This is a genomic window from Streptomyces sp. NBC_01077 (genome assembly GCF_045162855.1).
In the GTDB taxonomy this organism is placed as follows: Bacteria; Actinomycetota; Actinomycetes; order Streptomycetales; family Streptomycetaceae; genus Streptomyces.
Map to the genome: position 1 here is coordinate 6,192,178 of NZ_CP108669.1, position 15,113 is coordinate 6,207,290.

The following is a 15,113-nucleotide window of genomic DNA, read 5'->3' on the forward strand; positions in this document are numbered from 1 at the left end:
CGACCGGACAACCCGGCGACCGCGACCCGGACAACCCGGACCGCGCCCGGACCGACCCGACCCGGCAACCCGGCGGCCGCGCCTCGGCGGCCGCGCCCCGACGCCTCGGCGATCGCGAGCCGGCGGAAACCATTCTCCACAGCCTTGCGTCACTGTCAGTAGCCGCCGCTACGGTGTGAAGCGGTGGGATCAGTGACACGACGGCACGTGGGGGGCTCGGGTGAGTGGACGACTGAGGAGAATGTGGCGACGGGGGCGCTGGTTCGTGCTCGGTCTCGTCCTCGTCCTCGTGGTGCCCCCGCTGTTCGGCGCGCTCGCCCTGCGCGTCAGCTACGCGGGTGACCTCAGGGACGACGCGAAGACCCGGGACAAGGACGCCGTCTGGCTCGGCCACGCCTGGGTCGACGGGCGGAAGAAGGACGCCGACCTCGCCGCGTTCGCCGCCCGGATCAAGGGCACGGGCATACGCGACCTGTATGTCCACGCCGGACCCCTGGAGCACGACGGCACGCTGCCCGCCGCCCGGTACCCGCGGGCGAAGTGGTTCATCGACGCCGTGCACCGCACGATGCCCGGGATACGGGTGCAGGCCTGGCTCGGCGACGTCCTGGCCACCGAGGGGCCCGACGGGCTGCGCCTCGACAAGGCCGAGTCCCGGGCGGCCGTGGTCACCTCCGCCCGCCAGATCCTGGACGCCGGGTTCGACGGGGTCCACTTCGACCTGGAGCCGCTGCTCTCCGACGACACCGACTACCTCTCCCTCCTCGACGACCTCCGCGAGCTGACCCGGGCGCGGAAGGCGCAGCTCTCGATCGCCGCCCACCAGATCGACCCGCTCCCGGGCGCGCACTCGGTCAACGGCGCGGTCACCGGCAGGGAGAAGTGGTGGTCGCAGGAGTTCTTCGGCCAGGTGGCCCGGCGCGTGGACCAGATCGCCGTCATGTCGTACGACACGTGGATGCCGCTGGAGAGCCTGTACGGCGGGTACGTCGCCCAGCAGACCAGCCTCGCCCTCGAAGTGACCCCCGAATCGACCGACCTCCTGATGGGGCTCCCCTTCTTCCACGAGGACGACCTCGGCCACCACGAGAACGCGGAGACCGTCGAGGCCGCCGTCCGGGGTGTCAGACTCGGCCTCGGGCGCACCGACCCCGACCGCGCACGCTTCGGCGTCGCGCTGTACGTCGACTTCGCCGCGGAGGAGGGCGACTGGGCGGCCTACCGCGCCGGCTGGCACTGAGCGGTCGGGAGCGACCCCGCACACCGGGGGAGAACGGGCCGGAGGAGGATGGAGCCGTCGGCGCGATCCCGTCGCCGCGCACTGGGGGAGTACGCCATGACCAGCCGTCTCTTGATGCCCTTCCGGACCGTCGGCGCGGGCCCCGTGCCCGACGCGGAGGCCTCCGGCTCGACCCGGCCCACGCCGATCCTGGATCTGGCGCACCCCCGGGTCGCCGCGCTCGTGACTCAGGTACGGCGCGCGGCGGACGAGCGGGGCGCGACGACCGACCGCGCCCGTCTCCGGACGGCCCACGGGATCATCGCCGCCGCCGTACGGCCGGTGTACTCCGTGGAGGATCTGCGCCGGGTGTCGCGGACGCTGCGGCTCGGGCGCGGCTCGTGCAGTCAGCGCATGGCGGTCCTGGAGGCGGTGGCCCGGTCGCTCGACGTGCCCACGCGGGTGCGGGGCCTGCTCGTCGACGGCGCGTTCTGGTACCCGCGCTTCCCGAAGCTGCGCCCGTTCGTGCCGGAGGAGGTGCTGCTCGCCTGGCCCGAGTTCCTGCTCGACGACACCTGGGTGCCGGTCGCGGAGCTCTTCGCGGGTCGGGACAACGACCCCGCCCCGGCGGACGGCTTCACCAACGCCGGTGCGGAGACCCTCTTCGAGGCCGTGGCCAGGACCACCGTCGACTGGGACGCCCCGGCCGCGTGCGCCGGCTCCGCTCCCTGCGACCTCTCCGCCCACCTGCGGACGGACCTGGGCCGCTTCACCTCGCGCGACGAGCTGTTCGCCCGGCACGGCCAGACCCTGTGCCTCCCGGCCCGCACCCTCGCCGAGCCGGTTCTCGGCCGCTGGAGTGCGGGCGCGGGCGCGCGTGCGGGTGGCGGGCGCACGGAACCCGTCAGCTCTTCCGCCGCCTGATCGTGTTGCCGAGCCACACCAGCGGGTCGTACTTCCGGTCCACGACCCGCTCCTTCAGCGGGATCAGGGCGTTGTCGGTGATGTGGATGGACTCCGGGCACACCTCCGTACAGCACTTGGTGATGTTGCAGTAGCCGAGTCCGTGTTCCTCCTGCGCCGTCCGCCGCCGGTCGAGCCCGGCTTCCTCCGCGGCGTCCAGCGGGTGCATGTCGAGCTCCGCGACCCGCATGAGGAAGCGGGGCCCGGCGAAGGCCGCCTTGTTCTCCTCGTGGTCGCGCACCACATGGCAGGTGTCCTGGCACAGGAAGCACTCGATGCACTTCCTGAACTCCTGCGAGCGCTCGACGTCCTCCTGCCGCATCCGGTACTCGCCGGGACCGACCCCGGCGGGTGGCACGAAGGCCGGGATCTCCCTGGCCTTCGTGTAGTTGAAGGACACGTCCGTGACCAGGTCGCGCACGATCGGGAAGGCGCGCATCGGGGTCACGGTGATGACCTCGTCCCGGGAGAACACCGACATCCGGGTCATGCAGAGCAGTCGCGGCCTGCCGTTGATCTCGGCCGAGCACGAACCGCACTTGCCCGCCTTGCAGTTCCACCGCACCGCGAGATCCGGCGTCTGGGTGGCCTGCAAGCGGTGCACCACGTCGAGGACGACCTCCCCGTCGTGCACCTCCACCGTGTAGTCGGTCAGTTCACCGCCGTCGGCGTCCCCCCGCCAGACCCGGAACCGGGCGTCGTACGTGCTCATGCGCCGAGACCCCCTTCCAGCTCGCCCTCGGCGAGGTACTTGGCCAGCTCCTCCTGCTCGAACAGTGCGAGCAGGTCGGGCCGGATGGGTTCCGTACGGGTCCGTTCGAGGGCGATGCCGTCGCCGTCCAGGTGGCACAACAGGTTCACCGGGCGCCAGGCGCGGTCCATCGCCGGGTAGTCCTCGCGGGTGTGTCCGCCGCGGGACTCGGTGCGTTCCAGGGCGGCGCGGGCCACGCACTCGCCGACGAGCAGCATGTTCCGCAGGTCGAGGGCCAGGTGCCAGCCGGGGTTGAACTGCCGGTGGCCCTCGACGGCGACCCGCCGGGCCCGTGCGCGCAGGGCGGCGATCCGTTCCAGGGCCTCCGCCATCTCGCCCTCCCGCCGGATGATCCCGACGAGGTCGTTCATCGTCTGCTGGAGCTCCTGATGGAGGGTGTACGGATTCTCCGGGACGGGATTCTCCGGGACGGGATTCTCCGAGACGGGATTCTCCGGGGCAGTGCCCTCGCCCGGGGGCTCCGACGCGGCCCCGTCGGCACCACCGAACGGAGCGAGCGCCTCCACCGCCGCGGCCTCGACATCCTCCGGCACGATCCCGCCCCCGACCCCCGACAGCGCGTACTGCGCCGCGTAGAGCCCGGCCCGCCGCCCGAAGACCAGCAGGTCGGAGAGGGAGTTCCCGCCGAGCCGGTTGGAGCCGTGCATGCCGCCGGCCACCTCCCCTGCCGCGAAGAGCCCGGGCACGCCCACCGTCGCCGCCGTCTCCGAGTCGACGTTGACCCCGCCCATCACGTAGTGGCAGGTGGGGCCCACCTCCATGGCCTCCGCCGTGATGTCGACATCGGCCAGCTCCTTGAACTGGTGGTACATCGAGGGCAGCCGCCGCTTGATCGTCTCGGCCGGCATCCGGGTCGACACGTCGAGGAACACCCCGCCGTGCGGGGAGCCGCGCCCCGCCTTCACCTCGGAGTTGATGGCCCGCGCCACCTCGTCGCGCGGCAGCAGCTCGGGCGGGCGCCGGTTGTGGTCGGGGTCCTCGTACCAGCGGTCGCCCTCCTCCTCCGTCTCCGCGTACTTCTCCTTGAAGACGTCGGGGACGTAGTCGAACATGAAGCGCCGGCCCTCGGAGTTCCGCAGGACCCCGCCGTCCCCGCGGACGGACTCGGTGACGAGGATGCCCTTCACCGACGGCGGCCAGACCATGCCGGTCGGGTGGAACTGCACGAACTCCATGTTCACCAGGGGCGCGCCCGCGAGCAGGGCGAGCGCGTGCCCGTCGCCCGTGTACTCCCAGGAGTTCGAGGTCACCTTGAAGGACTTGCCGATGCCGCCGGTCGCCAGGACGACCGCGGGCGCCTCCAGGACGAGGAACCGCCCGGTCTCCCGCTCGTAACAGAAGACCCCGGAGACCCGCCCGTCCCCGTCCTTCAGGATCCGGGTGACGGTGAACTCCTGGAAGACCTTCAGGCGGCCCTCGTGGTCGCCGGTCTCGCGGTGGTCCTCCTGCTGGAGTCCGACGGACTTCTGCTGGAGGGTGCGGAGCAGTTCGAGCCCGGTGCGGTCGCCGACGTGCGCGAGCCGCGGGTACTCGTGGCCGCCGAAGTTGCGCTGCGAGATCCGGCCGTCCGGCGTGCGGTCGAAGAGCGCGCCCCAGGTCTCCAGCTCCCAGACCCGCTCGGGGGCCTCCTGGGCGTGCAGCTCGGCCATCCGCCACTGGTTGAGGAACTTCCCGCCGCGCATGGTGTCGCGGAAGTGCGTCTTCCAGTCGTCCTGTGGGTGCACGTTGGCCATGGACGCGGCGATTCCGCCCTCGGCCATGACGGTGTGTGCCTTGCCGAAGAGGGATTTGCAGATGACCGCCGTACGGGCGCCCGCACGGCGTGCCTCGATCGCGGCCCGCAGTCCGGCGCCGCCCGCGCCGACCACGACCACGTCCCACTGCTCTCGCTCGACGTGCGTCATCTCAGAAGAACCTCGGGTCGTCGAAGGTGCCGGTGGCGAGCAGGTACACGTACAGGTCGCAGAGGGCGACGCTGATGAGGGAGGCCCAGGCCAGCAGCATGTGACGGGTGTTCAGCCGCCCCACCCAGGTCCACAGCCGGTAGCGGACGGGATGCTTCGAGAAGTGCCGGAGGCGTCCGCCGAGGATGTGCCGACAGGAGTGGCAGGAGAGGGTGTACGCCCAGATGAGGGTGATGTTGACGAGGAAGAGGAGTGTCCCGAGCCCCGCGTGGCCCCAGGCGTAGTCGGCGTTCCGGAAGGTGAGCACGGTGTCGTACGTGAGGATTCCGGCCACCGGCAGCGCCGTGTAGAAGAAGTACCGGTGGAGGTTCTGCAGGAGCAGCGGGAGGCGGGTCTCGCCGGTGTACGTCCGGTGGGGTTCGGCGACCGCGCAGGCCGGGGGAGCCGCCCAGAAGCCCCGGTAGTACGCCTTCCGGTAGTAGTAGCAGGTCAGCCGGAAGCCCAGGGGGAAGACCAGGATCAGCAGGGCGGGCGAGAGCGCCCACCAGCTGCCGAAGATCTCCCAGTTCGGCCCGCCCTTCATGGGGACGCAGTTCTCCGCCAGACAGGGCGAGTAGAACGGCGAGACGTAGGGGGCCGCGTAGTAGTCGGCGTTGGCGAAGGCCCGCCAGGTCGAGTACGCGACGAAGGCGAGCAGTCCGGCGGCGGTCGCCGCGGGGGAGAGCCACCAGCGGTCGGTGCGCAGATGGCGGGCGGCGATGGCGGCGCGCCCCGGGGAGCGCACGCCTGTCGCGGTTCGGTCGTTTCCCGGGGGTTTCGTACCTGTGGCCAACAGGCCCTCCTGGGGTCGGCTCCTACGGTCGGACGTCGGCTCCTACGGTCGGAGGCCGCCGGTGCCGGCGGCCTCCGGGCGTGCGGTCGGTCACGGCGCGTGGCGGTCGCGTGCTCCCAGCCCCTCGTCGTCCGTATCCGTCCACAGGTCGCTGTCGTACGGGGTGTCGGGGATGGTCACCAGGCTCTCGGCGCGTCCCGAGGCCGGCACGGCGGGTGCGCCCCGCTCGGCCGTGAGGGAGCGTTCGAGCTGTCCGACGGTGCGGACCAGGTCTTCGAGGCAGCGCTTGACGGCTGCCAGATCGTCCTGAACGGACATGGTTGCCCTCACTTCCGCGAGCGGCTTCGGCAGGAGTGTCGCGCGTCACATTCCCGCTTGGGAAGCCATGTGCACGGGATTCCACTCGTCCGGAGCGCTCCTTCTTCGACGGTTGGGCCGCACGAGTGGGGTTTTCCGGACGTGCCGCCGTGTCGCCGTGGCCGGATCCGCTCCGTCCTTTTCAGTGTATGAGCAATAGGTGTGATCATCTCCAAATGGAATAAATCTGGACGAAGGGGTACAAGTCATGTCCCAGATCGGCGCCCCTCGCGGGAGGACATGCTCCAGGAGCCCCCGCTCCCGCACGCTCCGCTCCGTCGCCACCCTCACCAGCGCCGTCCTGGCCGTCGCCGTCCTCGCCGGATGCAGCTCCTCCGACGAGGCCGACGAGACCCCGGCCGCGGCCCAGGACAACGCGCCCGCCGCACGCGACAAGGTCGCCGACGGAGGCACCCTGCGCTGGGCCGTCGACGCGCTCCCCACCACCCTCAACAGCTTCCAGGCCGACGCCGACGGCACCACCTCCCGGATCGCCGGGGCCGTCCTCCCCTCCCTCTACACGATCGACGAGCGGGGCAGGCCGCAGCGGAACCCCGACTACCTGGAGTCCGCGCAGGTCGTCGAGACGGAGCCCAAGCAGGTCGTCCTCTACAAGCTCAACCAGCAGGCGGTGTGGAGCGACGGACGCGAGATCGGGGCGCCCGACTTCGTGGCCCAGTGGCGGGCGCTGAGCGGCCGCGACACCGCGTACTGGACCGCCCGCAACTCCGGCTACGAGCGGATCGAGAAGATCGAGCGGGGCAAGAACGACCTGGAGGTACGGGTCACCTTCTCCAAGCCCTACGCCGACTGGCAGTCCCTCTTCACCCCGCTCTACCCCAAGCAGGTGATGGGCTCCCCGAACTCCTTCAACGACGGGGCCCGCACCAGCCTCAAGGCCACTGCAGGACCGTTCCTGCTGAAGGCGATCGACCGCAAGAACGGCGACGTCACCCTCGCCCGCAACCCCCGCTGGTGGGGACAGCCCGCCAAGCTCGACAGCGTCGTCCTCAAGGCCGTCCCCCGCGCCGACCGGGCGGACGCCCTCGCCGCCGGCACCCTCGACCTGGCCGAGATCGACCGGTCCACCGCCGAACGCATCGCCCTCGCGCTCCGCGACGCCCGCGCCGGACGCGGCGGCGCGCAGGCGGCCCTCGCCCATGGCCCCGGCGCCTCGATCACCCCCTCCAAGGCCCTGAAGTCCTGGGCGCTCGCCCACGGCTCCGACGAGGAGAAGGCGGCGGAGGTCCAGGCCGCCCGCGCGAAGAACCAGCAGGCCATCGCCGCGTACGCGAGCGCCCAGGACACCCTGGCGAAGTACGCCGTCCGCAAGTCCCTGGAGCCCGCCTACACCCAGCTCTCGCTGAACGGCGAGTCCGGGCCGCTCGCCGACGAGCGGGTACGGCGCGCGGTGGCCCGCGCGATCAACCGCCAGGAACTGGCCGAATCCGTACTCAAGCCGCTCGGCCTCCCGGCGCATCCCCCCGGCAGCCACCTGGCCCTCGCCGGCCAGGCCGCGTACGCGGACAGCAGTGACGCGCTCGGCAACCAGGACACCAAGGAAGCCCGGGCGCTCCTCGCCGACGCGGGCTGGGTCCCGGGAGGCGCGGCCAGGAAGCCCGCCGACGCGGGAACGAAGGCGGGCAGCGAGGCCGAGACGAAGGCCGAGAAGAAGGCGACCGACACCACGAAGGAAGGCGCCACGAAGGAAGGCACTACGAAGGAGGGCGCCACGAAGGAAGGCACGAAGAAGGAGGGCGCCGAGAAGCAGGACGCCAAGGACGCCGCGGGCTCCACCGACGCCAAGAAGCAGGCCACCGACACCGCCTCCGACGAGGGCCTCTACATCGTCGGCGACGACAAGCCGGGCGCGCGCCGGGCCGTCCCCGCCCCCGTCATCGGCGCCGGCGGCCCCGAGAACGGCACCGGCATCCTCTCCCCGGCCTCCGCCGCCGCCCGCCAGAGCGCCGCGCTCCTCGCCCGCGCCGAGGCCCTCGACACCGGTACGGGCTCCGGCGCCCGCGCCGCCCTGCCGGTCGCCAAGACGGACAAGGGCGTCGCCGGGGCCTACGCCCCGCGCGGCACCGCCGCCCCCGTCACGGCCCCGGAGGCCGCCACGGCCCTCGGCAAGGACGGCAAGGCGCTCAGCCTCCGCTTCGTCCTGCCGTCCGGGCCCGGCTCCGAGTCGTTGCGGGCGGTCGGCGACCGGATCGTCCGGATGCTCGACGCGGTCGGCATCCGTACCGAGGTCACCAAGGTCTCCGACGACAGCTTCTTCAAGGACCACGTGGCCTCGGGCGACTACGACCTGGCCCTCTACTCCTGGCCCGCCTCCGCCTTCCCCGCGACCGACGCCCGGCCGATCTTCGCCAAGCCCGAGCCCGCCTCGGACGGCTCACTCCTGGTCGAGCAGAACTACTCGCGGGTCGGCACCGACCGCATCGACCAGCTCTTCGACCAGGCGGCGGGGACGCTCGACGAGGAGGAGGCCCGCGAGCTGGTGCGCCAGGCGGACGCCCGGATCTGGGCCGCGGCCGGCTCCATCCCCCTCTATCAGCGCCCGCAGCTCGTCGCCGCCAAGGCCGATCTCGTGAATGCCGGAGCCTGGGGTCTCGCCGGCCCGCGCTACCAGGACATCGGCTTCAAGAAGCCCGAAACCTCCAAGGGTGCCGAGCGCACCACCCCCTGAAAGCACTGAAAGCTCTGAAACCGCAGGCCACAACCTCAGAACCAGCTCAATTTCCTTGCCCGCCGGTGACCCCGGCGGGCAGGATCGCGTCGGCCCCTTGACCCGGTCGCACGACCTCCGCACGACCTCCCCCACACCCTGTACCACTCGCAGTAGAACTTCTCGGATCTTGGCCGGGGAAGCCCGTTGCGCGGCAGCCCCGTACCATAGGACATAGCCGTGGCGCGTCCGCCCGGCGGGCGTACGAGGAACTGACGCCGCATCCCACGATCCGAGAGAAGCGCAAGCACCCATGCCCACGCGCCACGACATCCGTAACGTCGCCATCGTCGCCCACGTCGACCATGGCAAGACGACCATCGTCGACGCCATGCTCAAGCAGGCCGGTGCCTTCGCCGCCCACCAGCACCTCGACGACCGCATGATGGACTCGAACGACCTGGAGCGTGAGAAGGGCATCACGATCCTCGCCAAGAACACGGCGGTGAAGTATCACCCCAAGGACGGCGGGGCCCCGATCACGATCAACATCATCGACACCCCCGGTCACGCCGACTTCGGTGGCGAGGTCGAGCGCGGTCTCTCGATGGTGGACGCGGTCGTCCTCCTGGTGGACGCCTCCGAGGGTCCGCTCCCGCAGACCCGCTTCGTGCTGCGCAAGGCCCTCCAGCAGCGCCTGCCCGTCATCCTCTGCATCAACAAGACGGACCGCCCGGACTCCCGGATCGACGAGGTCGTCAACGAGACCTACGACCTCTTCCTGGACCTCGACGCGGACGAGGACCAGATCGAGTTCCCGATCGTCTACGCCTGCGGCCGTGACGGCGTCGCCTCGCTGACCAAGCCCGCCGACGGCACCGTCCCGGCGGACAGCGAGAACCTGGAGCCGTTCTTCTCCACCATCCTGGAGCACGTCCCGGCCCCGTCGTACGACGAGGAGGCCCCGCTCCAGGCCCACGTCACCAACCTGGACGCCGACAACTTCCTCGGCCGTATCGCGCTGCTCCGCGTCGAGCAGGGCGAGCTGCGCAAGGGCCAGACGGTTGCGTGGATCAAGCGGGACGGCTCGATCGCCAACGTCCGCATCACCGAGCTGATGATGACCGAGGCGCTCACCCGCAAGCCGGCCGAGGTCGCCGGCCCCGGTGACATCTGCGCCGTCGCCGGTATCCCGGACATCATGATCGGCGAGACCCTGGCCGACCCGGAGAACCCGATCGCGCTGCCGCTGATCACGGTCGACCAGCCGGCCATCTCCATGACCATCGGCACCAACACCTCGCCGCTCGTCGGCCGCGGTGGCACGGGCAAGGGCGCGGAGGCCAAGTCCGCGGTCAAGCAGCGCAAGGTCACCGCCCGCCAGGTCAAGGACCGTCTGGACCGCGAGCTGATCGGTAACGTCTCGCTCCGCGTCCTCGACACCGAGCGTCCCGACGCCTGGGAGGTCCAGGGCCGTGGTGAGCTCGCGCTCGCCATCCTGGTCGAGCAGATGCGCCGCGAGGGCTTCGAGCTGACCATCGGCAAGCCGCAGGTCGTCACCAAGGAGGTCGACGGCAAGACCCACGAGCCCGTCGAGCGCCTCACGGTCGACGTGCCCGAGGAGCACATGGGCGCCGTCACGCAGCTCATGGGTGTCCGCAAGGGCCGCATGGACAACATGTCGAACCACGGCTCCGGCTGGGTCCGCATGGAGTTCGTCGTTCCGTCGCGTGGCCTCATCGGCTTCCGTACGGAGTTCCTCACCAACACCCGCGGTACGGGCATCGCCCACTCGATCCACGAGGGCCACGAGCCGTGGTTCGGCACGCTGACGACCCGTAACAACGGTTCGCTGGTCGCCGACCGCGCCGGCGCCGTCACCGCCTTCGCGATGACGAACCTCCAGGAGCGCGGCGTCCTGTTCACCGACCCCGGCACCGAGGTGTACGAGGGCATGATCGTCGGCGAGAACTCGCGCTCCGACGACATGGACGTGAACATCACCAAGGAGAAGAAGCTCACCAACATGCGCTCCGCCTCCGCCGACTCCTTCGAGGCGATCGTCCCGCCGCGCAAGCTGTCGCTGGAGCAGTCGCTGGAGTTCTGCCGCGACGACGAGTGCGTCGAGGTCACCCCGGAGGCCGTGCGTATCCGCAAGGTCATCCTGGACCAGAACGCGCGCGGTCGCGCGTCTTCCCGCGCGAAGAACGGCTGAGCCGAAGATCGGTTGAGTTCGGCCGCATGCGGCCGATGACAGCGGGGTAGATCACGAGCCTGTGATCTGCCCCGCTGTCGGTTGACACGACGTCAACAGCGGAGCCCGGACCCCCCACCGCACTGTGGGGGTCCGGGCTTTTCGTCAAATCCCGTCAACTCCATTTCGGAGGCAAGGTGTCCGCATATCGGCCATCGCTCTCCGGTACGTGTGTTAACGGTCCGTTTCGCGGGTGTCTGTCTGTGCTCAGTTTGTCCGGATTTCGGTATCCGGAGGGGTGGCGATGTTGTCAAAACGAGACCACTTAAGTGTGGTTTACAGCCCGGGCGTACTTAATAGTTGGCTCCATTGAGCTCGGGTCAATGGGTCACGCACTGTGGGGAGTGTCGACTCACGAGCACACTCGGGGTACTTGAGTGCAACGCCGTCAGGGGTGTCGGCAGGACTCGAAGTGCCCCTCTTGTAGTGACAAAAGTGGACTCATGAGGAGGAACCCATGCGCGGTGCCAAGAGCGCCAAGTGGGTAACGGGCGCGATCATCGTTGCCCTTGCTGCGACCGCCTGTGGCGGGGGTAAGAGCGACGGCGGCAGCGACGCCAAGGGCGCTGTTGACCCGAACGGAATTTTCTCCATCGAGCTGGGCGAGCCTGAGAAGCCCCTGCTCACCGGTGACACGATGGAGTCCAACGGCTCCGCCGTGATGGCCGGCCTGTTCTCGACCCTGGTCGACTACAAGGCCGACGGCTCCCTGGAGATGATCAACGCCGAATCGGTCACCACGACCGACTCGAAGACGTGGACCGTCAAGCTCAAGCCGGGCTGGACCTTCCACGACGGCACCCCGGTGACCTCCAAGTCCTACGTGGACGCGTGGAACTGGAACGCCAACGTCAAGAACGCCCAGGGTCTGTCCTCGTGGTTCGCGGACATCAAGGGCTACGACAAGGTCCACCCCGAGGCGGAGGGCGCCAAGCCCACCGCTGACAAGATGGACGGTCTGACGGTCGTCGACGAGACCACCTTCAAGATCGAGCTCACGAAGGCCGTCCCGTACTTCGGCCACAAGCTCGCCTACATCGTCTTCGCGCCGCTCCCGGCGTCCTTCTACAAGGACCCGGCCGCCGGTGGCCAGAAGCCGGTCGGCAACGGTCCCTACAAGTTCAAGAGCTGGGACCACAAGAAGAAGATCGAGATCACTCGATACGACGCCTACAAGGGCTCGAACAAGGCGAAGAACGGCGGTGTGGTCTTCAAGAACTACACCACCCTCGAGGCCGCGTACGAGGACCTGAAGTCCGGCAACGTCGACGTCCTGCGTCAGATCGCGCCGAAGGACCTCCCGGTCTACCGCCAGGACCTCGGCGACCGCGCCGTGGACCAGCCGTACTCCGCGATCCAGACCATCGCCATCGCCTTCTACGCCGACCAGTGGAAGAAGCCGAAGCAGATCGACCCGCGCGTCATCCAGGGTCTGTCGATGGCGATCGACCGCGCCACCATCACCAAGACGGTGCTGAACGGCACGCGTGAGCCCGCGACCGGCTGGGTCGCGAAGGGCGTCCTGGGCTTCCAGGAGGACGGTGGCGCCGGCGTCACCAAGTTCGACCCCGCCAAGGCCAAGGACCTCATCAAGGCCGGCGGCGGCGTCCCGAACAACAAGATCTCGATCCAGTACAACGCCGACGGTGGCCACAAGGAGTGGGTGGACGCTGTCTGCAACTCCATCCAGCAGGCCACCGACGTCCAGTGTGTCGGCGACGGCAAGCCGGACTTCCAGGCCGACCTGACTGCTCGTAAGACCAAGCAGGTCAAGTCGATCTACCGTTCCGGCTGGGTGCTCGACTACCCGGTGAACGCCAACTTCATCTCGGACCTGTTCCGTACGGGTGCGGGCGGCAACCAGGGCGACTTCTCCAACAAGGAGCTGGACGCCAAGATCGCGAAGGCCGACTCGGCCGCCACCCTTGACGAGTCCGTCAAGGCCTACCAGGCGATCGAGAAGGACCTGAAGAACTACATGCCGTCCATCCCGCTCTGGTACTACAAGGTCAACGCGGGCTTCTCCGAGAAGGTTTCGGGCGTCGCCTACGGCCAGGACGGCGACCCGATCCTGACCGGCGTCGAGGTCAAGAAGTAATCACCCGAGCGTAGTCCGCCTGCCGATGCGGGGCTGACGGGAAGTCAGCCCCGCCCTCGGCGCCTTACGTATGTGGCTGGGGGGCCCTTCCACGACATTCGCGTACCCCGACGGGGCGCGGCTGCCGCGGGAGGGCCTGTCGGTTGCTGCTGTCATATTTCAACGGAGGCATGATGGGGCGCTATGTCGCACGACGACTGCTCCAGATGATCCCGGTATTCCTCGGGACCACCCTGCTGATCTTCCTCATGGTCTACAGCCTGCCCGGCGACCCCGTGGCGGGGATGTTCGGGGACAAGGGAGCTGACCCCGCGACCCTCGCGAAGATCAGACACGATCTGGGACTGGATCTGCCGCTCTGGCAGCAGTACTGGAACTACATGACCGACATCATCCTGCACTTCGACTTCGGGAACCAGATCCGCAACGGTCGCCCGATCACCGAGGTACTGGGTGAGGCGTTCCCCGTCACCCTGCAGCTCGCCGCTCTGGCCTTCGCGTTCGAGCTGGTCTTCGGCATCGGTCTCGGCATCATCGCCGGCCTCAAGGCCGGGCGGCTCGCCGACAACGCGATCCTGATCTTCACGCTGCTGATCATCTCGATCCCCGTCTTCGTTCTCGGCTTCATCATCAAGATGGTGTTCGCCTTCGAGCTGGGCTGGATCCAGCCGAACGTCAGCAACGACCAGCTGGTGTCCGAGATGATCGCACCGGCCATCGTGCTGGGCGGCCTCTCCCTCGCCTACGTCGCCCGGCTCACCCGCACCTCCATGGCGGAGAACCTGCGCGCCGACTACATGCGTACGGCCGTCGCCAAGGGTCTGCCCCGCCGCCGCGTCATCGGCGTGCACCTCATGCGCAACTCGATGATCCCCGTGGTCACCTTCCTCGGCACCGACATCGGCGCCCTCATGGGCGGCGCGGTCGTCACCGAGCGCATCTTCAACATCAAGGGTGTCGGTGGCCTCATCGCCGAGTCGATCACCCGGCGTGAAGGTTCCACTCTGGTCGGCCTGGTCACCATCCTGGTGATCATCTACCTCGTCACCAGCCTCCTCATCGACCTGCTGTACGCGGTCCTGGACCCGAGGATCCGTTATGCCTGACGTGACCAAGACCGCAGCCGCCGTCGAGGACGCCGTCGCGCTTCCCGCCGACGTGACTCCTCCGGCGAAGCAGGAGAAGGCCCGCAGCCTCTGGGGCGACGCCTGGGTGGACCTGCGCCGCAACCCGTACTTCCTCGTGGCGTCGGTGCTGATCTTCTTCCTGCTGCTGATCGCCGCCTTCCCCACCCTCTTCACCAGCGCGTCGCCGACCAACGGTGACCTGGTGAAGCACTTCCTCGGCAAGCCGGAGCTCGGCAGCATCGGCTCCGAGGGGTGGCTCGGCTACGACGGCCAGGGCCGCTCCGTGTACGCCCGACTGATCTACGGCACCCGTGCCTCGATCATCGTCGGCGTCGCCGTCACCGCGATCGTCACGCTCGTCGGTGGCGTGATGGGCATGCTCGCCGGCTACTTCGGTGGCTGGATCGACGCGCTGCTCTCGCGCCTGACCGACATCTTCTTCGGCATCCCGTTCCTGCTCGGTGCCATGGTCGTCCTGCAGTCCTTCGTCGAGCGCACGGTCTGGGTGGTCGTCTTCGCCCTGGCGTTCCTCGGCTGGACCCAGATGGCCCGCGTCATGCGCGGCGCCGTGATCACGGTGAAGCACGCCGACTACGTCCACGCGGCGAAGGCCCTCGGCGCCGGCACCAGCCGGATCCTCTTCCGCCACATCCTGCCGAACGCCATGGCCCCCGTGATCGTCGTCGCGACCATCGCGCTCGGCGGCTACATCTCGGCCGAGGCCACCCTGTCCTACCTGGGTCTGGGCCTCGCCGCCCCGACCGTGTCGTGGGGTGTGGACATCTCCACCGGTGTCGACCAGATCCGAGTGGCGCAGCACATCCTGCTGTGGCCCTCGATCATGCTCAGCATCACCGTTCTGGCGTTCATCATGCTCGGCGAAGCCGTACGCAACGCCCTCGACCCGAAGCTGCGCTAG

Annotated in this window: 11 protein-coding genes; 7 read left to right on the forward strand and 4 right to left on the reverse strand. The window is 69.3% G+C overall.

Annotated features, from left to right (window positions below; genetic code table 11):
* The first annotated feature begins 241 nt into the window (after nucleotides 1-241).
* Nucleotides 242-1,240 carry a hypothetical protein gene (locus OG462_RS28220; RefSeq protein ID WP_406061805.1) on the forward strand — a complete coding sequence of 333 codons (999 nt, stop codon included), beginning with the start codon at nucleotides 242-244 and terminating at the stop codon, nucleotides 1,238-1,240.
* A 96-nt stretch (nucleotides 1,241-1,336) separates the two neighbouring features.
* Nucleotides 1,337-2,143, forward strand: a complete 807-nt coding sequence (locus OG462_RS28225) for a transglutaminase domain-containing protein (protein WP_406061807.1) — start codon at nucleotides 1,337-1,339, stop codon at nucleotides 2,141-2,143.
* Here OG462_RS28225 and OG462_RS28230 read toward each other — a convergent pair.
* The 4 genes from OG462_RS28230 to OG462_RS28245 form a co-directional block, all read right to left on the reverse strand.
* On the reverse strand, nucleotides 2,124-2,894 hold the full coding sequence (locus OG462_RS28230) for a succinate dehydrogenase/fumarate reductase iron-sulfur subunit (RefSeq protein ID WP_406061808.1): 771 nt from the start codon (nucleotides 2,892-2,894) through the stop codon (nucleotides 2,124-2,126). The genes OG462_RS28225 and OG462_RS28230 overlap by 20 nt on opposite strands.
* Nucleotides 2,891-4,858 (reverse strand): fumarate reductase/succinate dehydrogenase flavoprotein subunit, encoded by a 1,968-nt coding sequence (locus tag OG462_RS28235; protein ID WP_406061810.1) that lies wholly within the window; start codon nucleotides 4,856-4,858, stop codon nucleotides 2,891-2,893. The genes OG462_RS28230 and OG462_RS28235 overlap by 4 nt, the downstream gene beginning before the upstream one ends.
* 1 nt (nucleotide 4,859) lies before the next feature.
* Entirely contained in the window at nucleotides 4,860-5,690 is an 831-nt protein-coding gene (locus OG462_RS28240; RefSeq protein WP_406061812.1) for a hypothetical protein, read from the reverse strand.
* A gap of 90 nt (nucleotides 5,691-5,780) precedes the next feature.
* A complete protein-coding gene (locus OG462_RS28245) occupies nucleotides 5,781-6,008 on the reverse strand; it encodes a hypothetical protein (RefSeq protein WP_406061813.1) in 228 nt (75 codons plus the stop codon).
* Between the two features lie 247 nt (nucleotides 6,009-6,255).
* On the opposite strand from OG462_RS28245, the gene OG462_RS28250 reads away from it, so the two are divergent.
* The 5 genes from OG462_RS28250 to OG462_RS28270 all read left to right on the forward strand — a co-directional run bounded on the left by OG462_RS28250 (nucleotide 6,256) and on the right by OG462_RS28270 (nucleotide 15,113).
* A complete protein-coding gene (locus tag OG462_RS28250; RefSeq protein WP_406061815.1) occupies nucleotides 6,256-8,736 on the forward strand; it encodes an ABC transporter family substrate-binding protein in 2,481 nt (826 codons plus the stop codon).
* A 292-nt stretch (nucleotides 8,737-9,028) separates the two neighbouring features.
* Nucleotides 9,029-10,930, forward strand: coding sequence for a translational GTPase TypA (gene typA, locus OG462_RS28255; RefSeq protein WP_406061817.1), 1,902 nt, complete (start codon nucleotides 9,029-9,031; stop codon nucleotides 10,928-10,930).
* A gap of 496 nt (nucleotides 10,931-11,426) precedes the next feature.
* A complete protein-coding gene (locus tag OG462_RS28260) occupies nucleotides 11,427-13,067 on the forward strand; it encodes an ABC transporter substrate-binding protein (protein ID WP_406061819.1) in 1,641 nt (546 codons plus the stop codon).
* Nucleotides 13,068-13,240: 173 nt separating this feature from the next.
* Nucleotides 13,241-14,173: an ABC transporter permease gene (locus tag OG462_RS28265; RefSeq protein ID WP_406066754.1), complete on the forward strand. Its 933-nt coding sequence runs from the start codon at nucleotides 13,241-13,243 to the stop codon at nucleotides 14,171-14,173.
* Nucleotides 14,166-15,113: an ABC transporter permease gene (locus tag OG462_RS28270; RefSeq protein ID WP_406061821.1), complete on the forward strand. Its 948-nt coding sequence runs from the start codon at nucleotides 14,166-14,168 to the stop codon at nucleotides 15,111-15,113. The genes OG462_RS28265 and OG462_RS28270 overlap by 8 nt, the downstream gene beginning before the upstream one ends.